This window comes from Rhodococcus ruber (assembly GCF_027270735.1).
Classification (GTDB): Bacteria; Actinomycetota; Actinomycetes; order Mycobacteriales; family Mycobacteriaceae; genus Rhodococcoides; species Rhodococcoides rubrum_A.
Map to the genome: position 1 here is coordinate 169400 of NZ_JAPWIJ010000001.1, position 14476 is coordinate 183875.

A 14476-nucleotide genomic window follows, 5' to 3' on the forward strand; every position below is an offset into this window, starting at 1 on the left:
GCTGAAGTCACCCTGAAGCTGGGCGCATCTTCAGGATCACTTCAGCTGGTGGGTGACAATCGAGGCATGACATACAGTTCCGCTCCCCGGGTGATGGTGGTGGAGGACTCGCTGCCCATCCGAGAAGCGCTGGTGGCCGCGTTCGAGGACGCGGGATTCACCGCCGCGTCCCTGCCCGACGGTGACGACTTCGAGACCACGATGGCAGGCTTCCGGCCCGATGTGGTGATCCTCGACGTCATGCTGCCCGGTGCGCGAGACGGTTTTGCTCTCATCGACGTAGTCCGGCAGAGCACCGATGCGGGCATCATCATGGTCACCGCTAAGGATCAACTGGCCGACCGACTGCGCGGGCTGAGCGACGGTGCCGACGATTACGTGGTCAAGCCATTTCAACTCGACGAGGTGGTTGCCCGCGCAAAATCCGTGTTGCGTCGGCGCGGTCGGTCTTCGGACGCAGTCCAGGTGGGCGATCTCCTGGTCGACGAGCCCGCCGGAGTTGTCACTCGGGCAGGTCAGGTTCTCGATCTGACGGCGACGGAGCTTCGTCTGGCCACGTTCTTGGTCGCACAGCGCGGACGCACCGTCTCCAAAACGTCCATCCTCGAATCGGTATGGGGCTACGGCGCGTACGACGGCAACCTGGTGGAAGTTCACATCAGTGCGTTGCGTCGCAAGATGGAGGCCCATGGGCCACGGTTGATCCATACCGTCCGCGGCCTCGGTTATGCATTACGGGCTCCGCAGTGAAGCGCACGCCAACCCCCTCGCTGCGAATGCGAGTGGTCGCCACCGTCGTCGTGTTGTTCGCGGTGTTGCTGGTGATCGTCGGATCTTCGGTGGATGTCGTTCTCGGTCAACAGCTTCGGCGAGATCTGGAAGCACGGCTATCGGACAGGTCGACCCGTGCCGTAGAGCTCGTGGAGAGCGGCGTCGGACCAGAGGATCTGGTGCAGGCCCTTCAGGGTGACGCCATCAGAGTCCGTGTCACCACTGCGGACGGCACGGTGTACGGGGCTCCCGGCGGCGAACCGCCCGGGCCGAATGTGCGGCCTGCTACCCCAGCTCCGCAGGCCGGACAGTCGAAGGCTCCCAGCCCTCCCGGACCACCCGATCCTCCTGCGCCCCCCTCTGATTCGTTCGAGATCACCGAACCACTGCCCGATGGTTCGACACTGTCGCTCCTCGGTGACACCACCGCGATCGCCGACGTTCGGCGTCAACTTCGCATCCTGATGCTGGGGGCGGGTGCCGTGACGCTGTTGTTGGCCGCCGCTGCTTTGACGTTTGCCGTGCGACGAGCACTGTCCCCGCTGGACTCGATGACGTCGGTGGCACGCCGAATCACCAACGGCGACAGAGGTAGACGGCTCCTTCCCACCAAACCGAACACCGACCTCGGCCGTACGGCATCGGCCGTGGACGAGATGCTCGACGCACTCGAGAACGCCGAGCGACGCGAGGCCTCGGCCGCACGCTCAGCGAGGCTCGCCGAGGAGGACATGCGGCGCTTTCTGGCCGATGCCGCACACGAATTGCGCACGCCGGTCGCCGGTATCTCCGCGTTGGCGCAATCGTTGCAGCGCGATGCCGAGCAACGCCCCGATCGAGTCGCACGCTGGAGCGAGTTGCTGGTCGGCGAATCCTCCAGAGCATCGCGTCTGGTATCCGACATGCTCGATTCCGTTCGCGCGGAGAACACGTCGGATCTCGAGCTGGCAGATTCCGACCTCGCCGACGTCACCCGCCGAACGGTGGAGAGAGCAGCTCTGCTCGCCCCGCAGATTCGGTTCGATATCGATGCGGCGCAACCCGTTCCGGTTCGAGTGGACGTGGGCCGCATCGAGCAGATTCTGTCCAACGTGCTCGACAACGCCAGTCGTTTCACGCCCAGAGGCGGCAGTATCACTGTCGCCGTGCATTCAGTGGACAACGAGGCGATCGTCACTGTCGACGACGAAGGGCCCGGTGTCCCAGAAGCGGACCGTGAGCGCATCTTCGAGCGGCTCGTCAGGCTCAACTCCGCACGCGATCGCACTTCCGGCGGCGTCGGACTCGGGCTCTCGATCGCACGCACACTGGCGCGCGCCCATGGCGGTGAATTGATGTGTGCCGCAGGGCCTGCAGGTGCCAGATTCCGCCTGACACTCCCCCTGAAACCCGGAACCTCAACGCGCCCGCTACTCGACGATCAGATCCATCAATAGGCTGTCGTGCCAGCCATCGGGGCCCTTCTCGTATTTGCGCATGATCCCGACCGGCTCGAAACCGACTGCGCTGTAACAGGCTATCGCAACCGAATTGTCGGCAGCCGGATCGATTACCAGACGGTGGTGCCCCAGATCGGCTGTCAGGTAACGCACGAGCGTACCCACGGCATCTTTTCCGACGCCACGGCCGTGCACTGCCGGATCCAAGAAGATGTCGATCGACGCATGCCGGTACATCGGGTCGGTCTCCTCGCCGTACTGAATCAATCCGACCGGCGCACCATCCAATTCGACAACAAGGCGGGTCTCTTCGGGGTTGTCGAACGGCCAGTTCTCGTCGGCATCCTCGTCGCCCCACCGCATGTACACCTCGGGGGTGTGCAGAATTCGACGTAGCTCCGGCACATCCTCGGCAGTAACGGGCCGCAACACGACCCGTTCACCGCGGAGGTTCATCGCACAGTTCTACTCGGCGCGCTTGGCCGCACGTGCCGCCAGGTCCTGGGCGTCGAGCTTGTCGGCTTCCTCCAGGGTGGGCGCACTACCGCCGAGTCGGGCCGGCACCCAGTAGGCACCCGGCTCATGGTGGTAGCCCTCCTGCAGCTCGAGCAGCATCTTCTGCATCACCGCGCGTAGCTTGTCGGTCAGTTCGTTCGGCGGCCCGACCGGCGCAATCGGCTCACCCACGGCAATGGAGATCGGAGTGTTGGTGCGGCCCAATCGCTTCGGGTACCCCTTGGTCCACACGCGCTGCGCACCCCAGATGACCGTGGGGATGATGGGGACGCCGGCTTCGATCGCCATGCGCGCTGCACCGGACTTGAATTCCTTGATCTCGAAGCTACGGCTGATGGTGGCTTCGGGATACACGCCCACGAGTTCGCCGTTGCGCAGACTTTGCACGGCCGACTTGTAGGACTCGGCACCTGCCCCACGATCGACGGGGATGTGGCGTAGCGCACGCATGATGGGGCCGGAGATCTTGTTGTCGAAGACTTCCTTCTTGGCCATGAAGCGGATGTAGCGCTTCACTCGCCGCGGTGGCAGTCCGGCGTAGGTGAAGTCCATGTATCCGGTGTGGTTGACGGCGACGACCGCTCCACCGGTAGCAGGGATGTGTTCCTCGCCCTCGACCTCGAACTTCAGGCCCTCGAACGCGAACACGGTGCGAGCTATGCCGATGACTGATCGGTAGACGGGTTCCACAGTCGGTTAGCGTAGTCGGTGGACGAGGCCGGAGAAAGGTGCGGCAGAGTGCGGTCGGGTCGTGCGCAGTTCGGTAAAAGGTATGGGGGAGAGAAACACGTGAAGAACAGAGCGGCACCACCGCGGCGCAGCCGAGTCGGCCGAACCGCGCTGCCGCTGATCGCGACGATCGCGCTGGTCGGTGCGTGCGATTCCGCGGTTGGGATCCCATCCGATCAGGCCGCAGCCCCGTCCAGCGGCAGTGCCGAGTCCGCGAATGCCGCCGAGCCGAGCACCCCAGAGCCCACGGCCACCACCCCGGCACCGCCGCCCATCCCACCGGGGCCACCCGTCGGCGAAGCCCCCGGCAATCCCGCGGCCGCCGCGGCGCTACGGCCGTTCGTCAACGATCTCACCGGCGGTGGCATCGGTGTCGTCACGGCGAAGTGCTGGACCGTCCCGCCCACCGACATCCCGACGATGTACGTCGACACCGACGCCATCCTCGCTGCAGTAGCTGCTCCCGCCGTCGACGGTCAGTACGCGGTGACGTGGACCGGGCCCACTGCGACGGTCGCCATCAAGCGCAGCGAGATCACGTCCGGCTACGCCTGCCCTACCGTCTACCCCACCGGCACCGCCCCCGTGTTCGACGCGGCAGACGCGGCCTACGCCGTCGATCGCTATCTGGGACGCATAGCCGGCGTTCCGGTCAACCGGGAAGACCTGGAGGAGCGCTACCCACTCGTGTGCGAGAGCCGCGGTACGTGGGATCCGAACGGCACCGGGTCTCCTACTGCCCCACCTCTGGCCGAGGACCCGGCAATACTGCCGAGCATCACCTCGTTCGATCCCGACAGCGTGTTCGTCACGGCTCAGAACGGCATCTACACACAGGTCAATGCCGACATCATCGATGCATCGGGGGCGTACCAGAACCGCACGTTCGTCTTGACCGTCGGCGGCGAGGGCTACTGCATCGGCGACATCGCCTGAGCCTGCGGAACGACCCGATTACTTCAGGACGTCGGTCCCGACGAAGGGCACGAGGGCTTCCGGGACCCGGACGGTGCCGTCGGCCTGCTGGTGGTTCTCCAGGATTGCCACGATCCAACGGGTGGTGGCAAGGGTGCCGTTGAGGGTCGCGGCGATCTGCGGCTTGCCGTTCTCGTCGCGGTAACGCACGCCGAGTCGTCGGGCCTGGAAGGTCGTGCAGTTCGAGGTCGAGGTGAGCTCGCGGTATGCCTTCTGGGTGGGAACCCATGCTTCGCAGTCGAATTTGCGCGCGGCGGAGGACCCGAGGTCTCCACCGGCGGTGTCGATGACGCGATACGGCAACTCGACCGCGGCGAGCATTTCCTTCTCGTACTCCAGCAGCTTCTGGTGCTCCGCGGCCGCGTCCTCGGGTTTGATGTACGAGAACATCTCGATCTTGTCGAACTGGTGGACGCGAATGATGCCGCGAGTGTCCTTGCCGTAGCTGCCCGCTTCACGACGGAAGCACGACGACCAACCGGCGTAGCGCTTGGGGCCGTCGGCCAGGTCGATGATCTCGCCCGAGTGGTAGCCCGCGAGAGCAACTTCCGAGGTTCCGACGAGGTAGAGATCGTCGGCTTCGAGGCGGTAGATCTCGTCTGCGTGTGCACCGAGGAAGCCGGTTCCCGACATGATCTCCGGCCGCACGAGCACCGGCGGGATCATCATGGTGAACCCGTTCTTGACGGCCTTCTGCGCGGCGAGCTGCAGCAGCCCCTGCTGCAGCAACGCGCCGTAACCGGTCATGAAGTAGAAGCGTGAGCCCGAGACCTTGGCTCCGCGTTCCATGTCGATCAAGTTCAGCGACTCACCGAGCTCGAGGTGGTCCTTGGGCTCGAAATCGAACTCGGGTATCTCGCCGACCGTCTCGAGCAGTACGAAGTCGTCTTCGCCACCTGCCGGCGTGCCGTCCTGAACGATGTTGGAGATCGCCCGGTGTGCCGTGTCGAGAGCGGCGTCGGCCTCGGTCTCGGCGGCCTGCGCGGCCTTCACCTTGGCAGCCAGCTCCGATGCCCCGGCGAGCAAAGCGGGACGATCCTCGGCCGATGCCTTACCGACCTTCTTTCCCAATGCCTTCTGCTCGGCGCGCAGCTGATCTCCGGCGAGCACGGCGGCCCGGCGGGATGCGTCGGCACCCAGAAGCGCGTCGACGAGAGCGGGGTCCTCGCCTCTGGTGCGCTGCGAGGCACGCACGGCGTCAGGATTTTCGCGAAGGAATTTCAGGTCGATCACGAGAGGGAACCTTACTTGCCGAGCAACCCCAGGTAGTCCTCGCGTCCGAACATCGTGGCGGCATCGATCGCCGACGGGTGACCCCCGTGCGGATCGGCTCCGCCGTCGACGAGAACTCGCACCACGTCGTCCTCGCCTTTGAAGACCGCACCCGCGAGTGGGGTCTGCCCCTTGTCGTTGGGCTTGTTCACGTCGGCACCGCGCTCGACCAGCACGCGCACCGCATCGGCATGCCCGTGATACGCGGCAAGCATGACCAAGGTGTCCCCGGACTCGTTGTGCAGATTCACCGGAACGCCCGCGTCCACGTAGCTCGCCAAACCGGCTGCATCACCGGTGCGCGCCATCGTGAACAGTCGGCCGGCCAGCTCGCTGAGGTCGTCGTCACCTGTCGGGTCGCTCATGAGGACCGAACATACTCGGGCATGATGGAGGCGATGTCCGAGAACGAAACAGACCCCCGAGAGAGCCGGAATCGGCGAACTCTCTCCGCAACCACCGCCCGACGTGGGCTCGCCATGGTTGCGGTCGGTGCAGTGCTGGCCGCGGGTGCGACGGCGTTCCTCTCCGACGGGTTCTCGGCACCCGAGAAGATCACCACCCATTCGGCAGCCAGTGGTCCGGTGACCGACGGACCCGTATCGGCATCCTCGTTCGGTGCAGCCGATCCCGGTACGTGCCTGCAATGGACGCCCACCGACGACCCGGAGACCGACCGTCAGGATCTCGCCGAAGTGTCGTGCGCCGATCCTCATCGCTTCGAGGTCGCCCGCGACATCGACATGAGTGTCTACCCCGGCGTCGAGTTCGGTCCCGGTTCGCAGTATCCCGGATCCATTCGGTTCGGCCAGCTGCGTGACGAACACTGCACGGCCGCCGTCGACGACTACGTCGGTGCCAAATTCGATCCCAACGGACTCTTCGGAGTCGGACTGATGTTCCCCAGCCAGGCCGGCTGGGCCAAGGGCGAGCGGACCCTGCGCTGCGGGGTGCAGATGCCGTCGAACACCGGAGCACTGCTGGAGATGACCGGTTCGATCCTCGACCAGGACCAGTCCAAGGTCTGGCCGACGGGCACGTGCATCGGCATCAACCAGAACGTCCCTGCCGATCCGGTGGACTGCTCGGCACCGCACGCCTTCGAGGTGGCGTCGGTGATCAACCTGACGCAGCAGTTCCCCGGTGGACACCCGTCCGAGGGCGATCAGGACGCGTACCTGGAAGGCACCTGCACCGACGCCGTCAACGGCTATCTCGGGTCGGACACGGCACTGCGTGACAAGACGCTGACCCTGTTCTGGGACACCATCGACGTCGCGAGCTGGCTCGCCGGTAGCCGACAGGTGACGTGTTCGGTGGGCAAGGAACTCGATTCCGGCGGATTCGCAACCATCGTCGGCAGTGCCAAGGGTGACATTCTCATCAACGGTGCAGCGCCTGTCCCACCGCCATCGGCTCCCGACGGCCGCGCGCTGCCCACTCCGCTGCCCGGCGCTGCTCCGATTACCACCGGAGGCTGACATCCCCACCCAGATGACCCAGGTCGACTTCGAGGAAGCCGTGTCCGACGCCCTCGACACCCTGCCGCGCGAGCTCACCGACTTCATGAACAACGTGGTCGTTCTCGTCGAGGAGGAGCACCCCACCGAGGACATCCTCGGGCTGTACGAGGGCATTGCACTCACCGAGCGTTACGAGTACAGCGGACACTTGCCGGACGTCATCACGATCTACCGCAAGCCGATCCTCGAAATGGTCGACGACGAAGCCGAGGCTCGACGCGAGATCGCCATCACCGTGGCCCACGAAATCGGACATCACTTCGGCATCGACGACGAGCGCCTGCATCAACTCGGATTCGGCTGAGCGCACTCTCTCATCCCGACCGCACTCACCCGCTCGCGCTCGCGAACGCACCCCCAAGTTGGGATGAATGTGGGTTTCAGTCACTCAGATGGCCTGAATGGCGCATTCATCCCAACCGGGGGGGCGAAGCGGACACTGGGCTACGCCGCAACTGCCTCTCGGCGAACAGGTCGGACTGCGCGGTCGGTGAGGAACGCGAAGCCCAATCCCAGGGCCAGCCACAAGGTTGCCTGCGTGGCCAGTGACGACAGGCGGAATTCCCACAGCAGGGTTGCCGGGAAGTCCGAGCCCACCTCGTTGATTCCGGGCAACAGTGCATAACCGATGCCGACGATCACCAGGAACGCGACGATCGGTGCGCCGACGCGGGCTGCCACCGAATGCTGCGATGCCACGACCTTCGCCACATAGATTCCAACTCCGACGGCCAACAGACCGAGAATCACCGATGCCAGCCACAGCCACGTGCGCTGGGTGATGGTCTCCGGATCTCCGACGGCCGGCGGATTGGCCGGGTACTTGAAGAACGGCACCGCTTCGATGGCCAACCATCCGGCACCGGCACCGACGAGCGCGAGAATCGAGCCCGGGAGGGAGCTGAAGCGTCGGGCATAGTGCAGTGCCGACGCGAAGATCGCGCCGAGTGCCAGGCCTGCGAGTCCAGTGGCGAGGAACAGTCCGACGCGTTGCCCGTCCCGGCTGACGAGCGGATCCTCGTCTCCGTGCGAGTGCGCCGCCGGCGTATCGGAGTCGGCGTGATGAGCCTCGCCTGCGGCCTCCTCGATGGAGATGGCCGAGTCGACGTGCGGTTCACCGACTACGAAGGCGACGGCACCGGCGAGCAGGCCCGCAACGAGGCCGGCGAGCAGCCCTCGCAGCAACAACTGAACGAAGGTCCCTTGCAGCCTGGGGCCGGCTGCGGTCTCGGTCAGTGGCATGGCAGGCCCAACAGGTGGCGGCCGTCGTGCATCAGTTCGTGCATGTACATGCCACTGCGAGAGATGGCTCCCTGGTCGAATCCGACCAGGTAGAGCACGACGAAAGCGAGCAATATCGTCGCGGCGACGATGACGGCGAGGGCAGCCGACTCCGTCGTATTACTGGGGGAATGAGTGATTGCCATGGGTGTCCTCCTGGGATATGCGTCCCGTAGTCCCTTCCGAAGAGAAGAGACGGCCATGCGATGGACGAGTTTTCTGGCTCTCGATTTCGGACATATGCCCGACGTCGATCACAGTGGCGCAACCGTTCCGGATTTTCACCGGATTACCTGCGTACATCGCGTCTAACCTGCGAACTGTGGCACCGAACACGACTCTGTGTCAATCGCTGTCCTGACCGACCGCCGCTCGATGCCGGAGTGACAACTGCGCCACAATGACACCAGGCTGCGCCACAATGACACGGTGCCTGCGCCCGTGACCCGACTGATGTTGGTGAGCCACGCCAGAACCGCCGCGATGCGCACCGGCCGATTCCCCGGCGACGAGCCACTGGACGACTCGGGAGTGCGAGACCTTGCTGCGGTGACCGACATTCCCCGGGCGGACCGCGTCCTGTCCGGCCCGGAATCCCGATCGATGTCCACAGCGCAGGTCTTCGGCGCCGACTTCTCGGTCGAGCCCGCGTTGGCCGACATCGCCTACGGCCGGTGGTCCGGACTCGAGATGACCGATCTGCCCGACGCCGACGCGATGGCGTGGCTGAGCGATGCGGCGTTCGTGCCACCGGGCGGCGAGTCTCAGGTCGCGTTGTTCTCTCGCGTGCAGACGTGGCTCGACGATGTCGGTTCGACGCCCGGTCGCACGCTGGCGGTGACCTCCCCCGCGGTGATTCGGGCCGTGGTGGTGCTGGTGCTGGAGGCTCCGGCTCGGTCGTTCTGGCGGGTCGACGTGTCGCCGCTCAGCCGTACATCCGTCAGTCGTCGTGGCGGCGCATGGACGATCGGTGCGGTGGCCGAGAAATCGATCTGAATATTTCTCGCGTCGATGGAACCAAACCGAGCACGGTGGCGTCCTACCTACCGACAGTGGAAGTTCTTCGATCAGGGGGCGTGGCTCATGACCGTCATCAAGGTGGATCCGGTGGCATTGCAGCTCGCTGCTTCGGAGCTCGATGCGGTCGCCGCCAGGTTGCAGGCCGCCGTCACCGCGACGGCGATCCCCGTGCGGCCACTACCGCCGGGCACCGATGAGGTCTCTCTACTCACCGAACGCTTCTTCGGCACCGCGGCCGATACTTTCGGACCTGCTGCAGCACAGGGCATTTCGGAGCTGCACCGTGCCGCCGACGAACTGCGGAAGCAGGCCGCGGACTACGTGGCCACCGACGACGACACGGCAGGCGGCCTACCCGGCTTACCCGGCATCTGACGCTCGTACCGAACACGACTGCACCACAGCACCACAACAAAACGACGCAGGGCTCGAACATCATGGGGGCTAGAGGATGACGCTCGGAGTGACAGGTGTGGTGTGGCTGCCGCGCACGGCAACGGGAAATTCGACCCGACTACTCGGGCCGGGTCCGGTTCCGCTGCACGTCGCCGGCGGCGCGTGGGGTTCGGTCGCTGCGGCGTTCACGGAAGCATCCGCGAGTATCGCCGCTGTCACTGCGGCGTTGACCGCCGGGTGGGAGGGCGATTCGGCCCTCCTCGCTCAGGCCGCGCTCGCACGGTTCGCAACGTGGACCGGTGCGACGGCACTGAAGGCAGCCGCCCTGTCGGTCGAGGCCCCAGCCGCCGGAACCACCTATGGCGTGGCGCTCGCGACCATGCCGTCACTGGTGGAAATCGGGGCCGTGCAGGCCGCCAAGGTCACCGCAGCCTCCACGGGCGGCGCGCTGAACGGCAGCTACGAGGCAGCCGAGGTGGCAGACCGGTTGCTCGACATCCGGGCAGCCCTGGTGATGGAGGGATTCGAGCTGGTCAACTCGCACCGCATCGTCAAGACCACCTTCGATCATCCGCCCGCGATCGTGTCCGATTCCGGCAGCGGCCTCGGAAAGTTCGCCAACGCTGTGATGACCTCGCCCGTTCAGGCTGCGATCGGAGGCCTGATGGCTGCAACGCAGAATCCCGGAATGGCCGCGGCGGCCGGCCAGATCGGTAGCGCAGCCACCTCCATCGCCAGTACCGGTGTATCCACCGTGGCTACTGCGGCGTCCAACATCGGGTCGACGGCGCTGTCCGGCGGATCCGGAGTGGGCGGCGGTCACGGATTCGGGCTCGGCGGTTCGGCGTCACCCGCAGTGGGCCCCGCGTCCACGCGTCCGGTCTCGTTCGGGGCCGGTGGTGCGGGCCTCGGGGGCGTCGGCAGTGTCGGAATGCCCGGGTCGGCATGGGGTCCTGCCGGTAGTGGTGCGACCGGTAGTGGTTCGGCATTCTCCGGCGCAGGGCAGGGCGGCCCTGCACATGCGTTCGGCGCACCTGCCGCAGCCGACGGGGGCCTGGCCCAGCGTGGAACCGGCGGGGCGGGCGCTCCGGCGTCGGGCACGCGCGGGCAGGCCGAGGACGACGAACACGAGACCCCGGACTACCTCAAGCAGTTCGAGCACTTCGCCGACGGCCGTACCGTCGCACCGTCCGTCATCGGTGCGGATCCTGCCCTGTCGGTACCCGATACCAGTGGAAACGGCCGTTGATCGACTTGGGAACCGTGCCGGTGGGCCACACACTGCCGAACGCCGCGCTCGGTGTGGACGAGATGGACTTCCTGGTCGACGAGCTGTCCATCGTCGAACTACCCGTTGTCCTCGACGTGTTTCCGCGCTTCGACGACGTCGCAGCCCGAGATCGCGCCCTCGGTCGTGGCCGAGACGCACTGGACAACGTCGGACTGATCACCGGCAGCCGTGTTCACGAGGATCTGCAGCAGTGGATGCGGGTACTCGAGCAACCGCACTGGTACGTCTCGGCGCGCGTGTTCGCCGTCGAGAACGACGAGTCCGCTCCCACCACCCGGATCTGCGTTGCGTCCGACGACCGGATCACGGTGTCCGCGGTGCGGCGAGACGACATCGTCACCATCCGCGTCATCCACGGCGACCCGGCCCGAGACCTCGCTGCGACGATTGGCTCCGCCACGCCGTTCGACCCTGGCCACATCAACGCTCCCACCGCATTGTTGGCCGAGGCCCTCGATGCCGCACCGAGCGATGTCGGGTCAACCGCATCCCGCCTCGGCCGCATCGGAATAGCCGACGACCGTGCGTCGGCCCTGGCATCGGCTATGGCCACGTGCGCCGGGAGAACCGAGATCACGGCTGTGGCACCCAGGCACGGCACCCGGCACGTGGCCGGTAGACCCGTCGCCCTGTTCGACACTCGAGCCGGACGCATCGTCGCCACCTCTACCCTGGCCGCCGACGGCACGTCCTGGAGTTCGTTGACCGGGGCAACGGACCGCAAGGTGACGGCGGCGCTGACCGAGTTGATCGAGTCGGCTCGGGAATACCGGGTCTGACGAAGACCGGGTTTGAATGAAGACAGGGTTTGAATGAAGACAGGGGCTGACGAGCTCAGCTGATCGGGTTGTCGGCCTTCTCGCTGCCCTTGCCCTCGAAGGGCGGCAGGAATGTGCCCCACTTACCGCAGGCCCAGCCCCCGCCGGGCAGCGGCAGCAGTTCCACCGTCTGAGTGTTGTCGAGATGGTTGTCGGCTGCAAACGTGCCATCGACGCCGGCGAGTACGGCCGCGACCAATCTGATGGCGGCACCGTGGCTCACGACGACGACATCGCCGGCCGTGTCGTCGCCGAGGTACTGTGCGCGCAGCGCGTCGAGCACCGGCACATAACGCGCCAGCACCGAGTGCCCGCTGTCTCCGCCCGGCACTGTCGCCCCCAGATCGCCGGTGTGCCAGCGATGGAAGACCTCCGTGAATTCCTTGTGCGCATCGGGGTCGTCTCGGTCTTCGAGATCTCCGGCGTAGGTCTCCTGAATTCCTTCGGTCACCACGAGGGGGACCCCGGTTGCCCGCTCGATGTAGCCGGCAGTTTGCTTCGCGCGCAACGCAACCGAAGACACCAGTACGGCAGGTGGGCGCCCCACCCAGGTCCGGGCATAGCTTTCGGCTTGCTGGTGACCCAGCTCGGTCAACTCGGCTCCGGGCGGCGCGGTATCGAGCACCTTCGCGACGTTGGCCTTCGTCTGACCGTGCCGCACCAGAATCAGCTTGCCCATCACAGATCACCGCGTCCGGCGCGAATGTCGCTGAGCCACTGCACGTGCTCGTCGATCGGCGGCGGCACCGATCCACCCGTCCCCGTCGAGATAGGCCACGATCCGAGGAACCGCAGCGGCATCTTGCGATGGAATGCGGTCAGCGCCTCGGCCACGAGCGAGTCCTCTATGTGGCCCGCGCAATCGATGAAAAATCGATAGGTGCCGAATTGCGAACGCGTAGGACGTGATTCGATGAACGTCAGATCGATGTTGCGAATTCCGAACTCGGCCAAAGCCGCAGGCAGGGTACCCGGGTCGTTGGGCGGCTCGAGCACCACGGCGGTGCGGTCGGCACCGGTGCGGGGAGCAACGGGCCGAGGCGGTGTCACCAGTACGAAGCGGGTTCGCGCACCCTCGACGTCGATGATGCCGTCGGCCAACGTCGGCAGCGACAGGCGTTCACCGGCCAACCGTGTCGACACCGCGGCGTCGACCATTCCGGCGGCAACGTCTTCTGCCGCACCGGCATTCGACGAGGCCGACTGCACTGCCGCGCCGGGCATGGTGGCCTGCAACCACTGCCGCACCTGATTGAGAGCGATGGGGTACGCGCTGATCGTGCGGGCCGAATCGAGGGTGACGCCGGGGCCCCCGAGAATGGTGAAGGCCACCTCGATCTCGGTCTCGGCGACGATCTGCAACCGGCGCCCCTCGGACAACGCGTCGAGGGTCGGCGGTACCGCGCCCTCGATCGAGCTCTCGATCGGGACGACGGCCGCGTCGGCCGTACCCGAACGCACGGCCTCGAGTGCCGCGGGCGGACTCGCCGCCGTCACGCGCTCGACGGCACCGTCCAGACCGACGGCGGCGATGGTTCCGAGCTTTTCGAACTGCGCCAGCGCCATCTCCGTGAACGTTCCGGATGGGCCGAAATAAGCGATGCGAGGCACGTCTCGAGGTTACGTTGTCGACGTCCACGAAGCGATCAAACCGACCTCGACGAGCCGTTCGCGGGCAGCGACGGCGTCGGCGATCTCGATTCCGAGCAGCACCTCACGCACCGCCTCGGCGGCCTCGGGGATCAAGGCCCGCAGCGCGGCGACATTCGGTGCGGCGAGAGCAGCGCCGATGTCGTCTCCGCGCAGCGATGCCACCGTCGCAGCGAGGATCGCCAGGACGTCGTCGCCGGTGTCTGCGCGGGCAACCAGGCCGACGTCTGCATGAGAGACCACGGCGAGCACGTCGGCGATGCGTCGCGGGGTGTCGGCGACACTGATGCCCGGAGTCCGGTGCGCGAAGACGACGGCCTCCGCGGTCTCGGCCACGTCGATGGCGTCGAACACCGGAAAGACGACCAGCGGCGACGGCAACCGCAGTGCGAGCGCATCGGCGAGATGTTCCGCGGGGGCGTCCACGTCGAATCGGACCACCTCGTAGCCGCCGGTCCGATTCGCGCGGAGTTCGTCCGGATCGATGTCGAGGTGCACCACGATGCGTCCGAGATCGGCCGTGTCCGTCATCGCGAGCAGAGTCGACGCTCGGACTATGGGCGGGCCGTACTCGGCCTCTCGCGGGGCGGCGTTCAGCTCGACGGCATCGGAGCAGATCGGCAGCAGCAACCCGTGCACGAGTGCGTTCGGGTCGGGTCGGTGTGGCACACCGAGGGTCAACGGAATCGGCACGCCCTCACCGTAGTCCCGGGATGCTCTTGCGATCCCCGCCACACCGGTATAACTTAGGGACGCATAACTTAGGTATGCCTCACCTTCTTGCCCAGCCCGATC

At 66.0% G+C, this 14476-nt stretch carries 18 protein-coding genes and 1 riboswitch; of the genes, 9 read left to right on the top strand and 9 right to left on the bottom strand.

Translation table 11 applies throughout. The annotated features are described in order from the left end of the window. The first annotated feature begins 66 nt into the window (after positions 1-66). Positions 67-750, top strand: a complete 684-nt coding sequence (locus tag O4220_RS00780) for a response regulator transcription factor (RefSeq protein ID WP_052058601.1) — start codon at positions 67-69, stop codon at positions 748-750. After that, positions 747-2207 carry a sensor histidine kinase gene (locus tag O4220_RS00785; RefSeq protein WP_269601657.1) on the top strand — a complete coding sequence of 487 codons (1461 nt, stop codon included), beginning with the start codon at positions 747-749 and terminating at the stop codon, positions 2205-2207. Before O4220_RS00780 ends, O4220_RS00785 begins: the two co-directional genes overlap by 4 nt. On the opposite strand, the gene O4220_RS00790 is transcribed toward O4220_RS00785, so the two are convergent. Further along, positions 2181-2666, bottom strand: a complete 486-nt coding sequence (locus O4220_RS00790; RefSeq protein WP_269601658.1) for a GNAT family N-acetyltransferase — start codon at positions 2664-2666, stop codon at positions 2181-2183. The genes O4220_RS00785 and O4220_RS00790 overlap by 27 nt on opposite strands. 9 nt (positions 2667-2675) lie before the next feature. Then, on the bottom strand, positions 2676-3416 hold the full coding sequence (locus O4220_RS00795; protein ID WP_269601659.1) for a lysophospholipid acyltransferase family protein: 741 nt from the start codon (positions 3414-3416) through the stop codon (positions 2676-2678). 99 nt (positions 3417-3515) lie between these two features. On the opposite strand from O4220_RS00795, the gene O4220_RS00800 reads away from it, so the two are divergent. Beyond that, positions 3516-4391 (top strand): hypothetical protein, encoded by an 876-nt coding sequence (locus O4220_RS00800; protein WP_269601660.1) that lies wholly within the window; start codon positions 3516-3518, stop codon positions 4389-4391. A gap of 18 nt (positions 4392-4409) precedes the next feature. On the opposite strand, the gene serS is transcribed toward O4220_RS00800, so the two are convergent. Together serS and O4220_RS00810 are read right to left on the bottom strand one after the other, a co-directional pair. Then, positions 4410-5663, bottom strand: a complete 1254-nt coding sequence (gene serS, locus O4220_RS00805; RefSeq protein WP_269601661.1) for a serine--tRNA ligase — start codon at positions 5661-5663, stop codon at positions 4410-4412. Between the two features lie 11 nt (positions 5664-5674). Further along, entirely contained in the window at positions 5675-6067 is a 393-nt protein-coding gene (locus tag O4220_RS00810) for an ankyrin repeat domain-containing protein (protein ID WP_032381061.1), read from the bottom strand. Between the two features lie 24 nt (positions 6068-6091). On the opposite strand from O4220_RS00810, the gene O4220_RS00815 reads away from it, so the two are divergent. Then, positions 6092-7183 (top strand): septum formation family protein, encoded by a 1092-nt coding sequence (locus O4220_RS00815; protein WP_269602230.1) that lies wholly within the window; start codon positions 6092-6094, stop codon positions 7181-7183. 13 nt (positions 7184-7196) lie between these two features. Next, positions 7197-7529, top strand: coding sequence for a metallopeptidase family protein (locus O4220_RS00820; RefSeq protein ID WP_269601662.1), 333 nt, complete (start codon positions 7197-7199; stop codon positions 7527-7529). Between the two features lie 140 nt (positions 7530-7669). Here the strand turns inward: O4220_RS00820 and O4220_RS00825 are convergent, their stop codons facing one another. Continuing rightward, positions 7670-8467, bottom strand: a complete 798-nt coding sequence (locus O4220_RS00825; RefSeq protein WP_269601663.1) for a CbtA family protein — start codon at positions 8465-8467, stop codon at positions 7670-7672. Next, positions 8458-8652: a CbtB domain-containing protein gene (locus O4220_RS00830; protein ID WP_032381168.1), complete on the bottom strand. Its 195-nt coding sequence runs from the start codon at positions 8650-8652 to the stop codon at positions 8458-8460. The genes O4220_RS00825 and O4220_RS00830 overlap by 10 nt, the downstream gene beginning before the upstream one ends. Positions 8653-8697: 45 nt before the next feature. Next, positions 8698-8833, bottom strand: a riboswitch (cobalamin riboswitch). Between the two features lie 102 nt (positions 8834-8935). On the opposite strand from O4220_RS00830, the gene O4220_RS00835 reads away from it, so the two are divergent. The 4 genes from O4220_RS00835 (at position 8936) to O4220_RS00850 (ending at position 11992) form a co-directional block, all read left to right on the top strand. Next, on the top strand, positions 8936-9502 hold the full coding sequence (locus O4220_RS00835; protein WP_269601664.1) for a histidine phosphatase family protein: 567 nt from the start codon (positions 8936-8938) through the stop codon (positions 9500-9502). 87 nt (positions 9503-9589) lie between these two features. Then, positions 9590-9901, top strand: a complete 312-nt coding sequence (locus O4220_RS00840; RefSeq protein ID WP_269601665.1) for a PE family protein — start codon at positions 9590-9592, stop codon at positions 9899-9901. Positions 9902-9977: 76 nt separating this feature from the next. Further along, positions 9978-11171 (top strand): PPE domain-containing protein, encoded by a 1194-nt coding sequence (locus tag O4220_RS00845; protein ID WP_269601666.1) that lies wholly within the window; start codon positions 9978-9980, stop codon positions 11169-11171. Continuing rightward, on the top strand, positions 11168-11992 hold the full coding sequence (locus O4220_RS00850) for an ESX secretion-associated protein EspG (protein WP_269601667.1): 825 nt from the start codon (positions 11168-11170) through the stop codon (positions 11990-11992). Before O4220_RS00845 ends, O4220_RS00850 begins: the two co-directional genes overlap by 4 nt. A 55-nt stretch (positions 11993-12047) precedes the next feature. On the opposite strand, the gene O4220_RS00855 is transcribed toward O4220_RS00850, so the two are convergent. Genes O4220_RS00855 through O4220_RS00865 form a run of 3 tightly spaced genes read right to left on the bottom strand, consistent with a single transcriptional unit; the run spans position 12048 to position 14374 of the window. Then, the gene (locus O4220_RS00855; RefSeq protein WP_269601668.1) at positions 12048-12713 is read right to left on the bottom strand and encodes a histidine phosphatase family protein; all 666 of its coding nucleotides are present in this window, start codon (positions 12711-12713) and stop codon (positions 12048-12050) included. Continuing rightward, complete coding sequence (gene pheA / locus O4220_RS00860; RefSeq protein WP_269601669.1) at positions 12710-13642, bottom strand: prephenate dehydratase; 933 nt, start codon at positions 13640-13642, stop codon at positions 12710-12712. Before pheA ends, O4220_RS00855 begins: the two co-directional genes overlap by 4 nt. A 9-nt stretch (positions 13643-13651) precedes the next feature. Next, complete coding sequence (locus tag O4220_RS00865) at positions 13652-14374, bottom strand: hypothetical protein (RefSeq protein ID WP_269601670.1); 723 nt, start codon at positions 14372-14374, stop codon at positions 13652-13654. Positions 14375-14476: the final 102 nt, after the last annotated feature.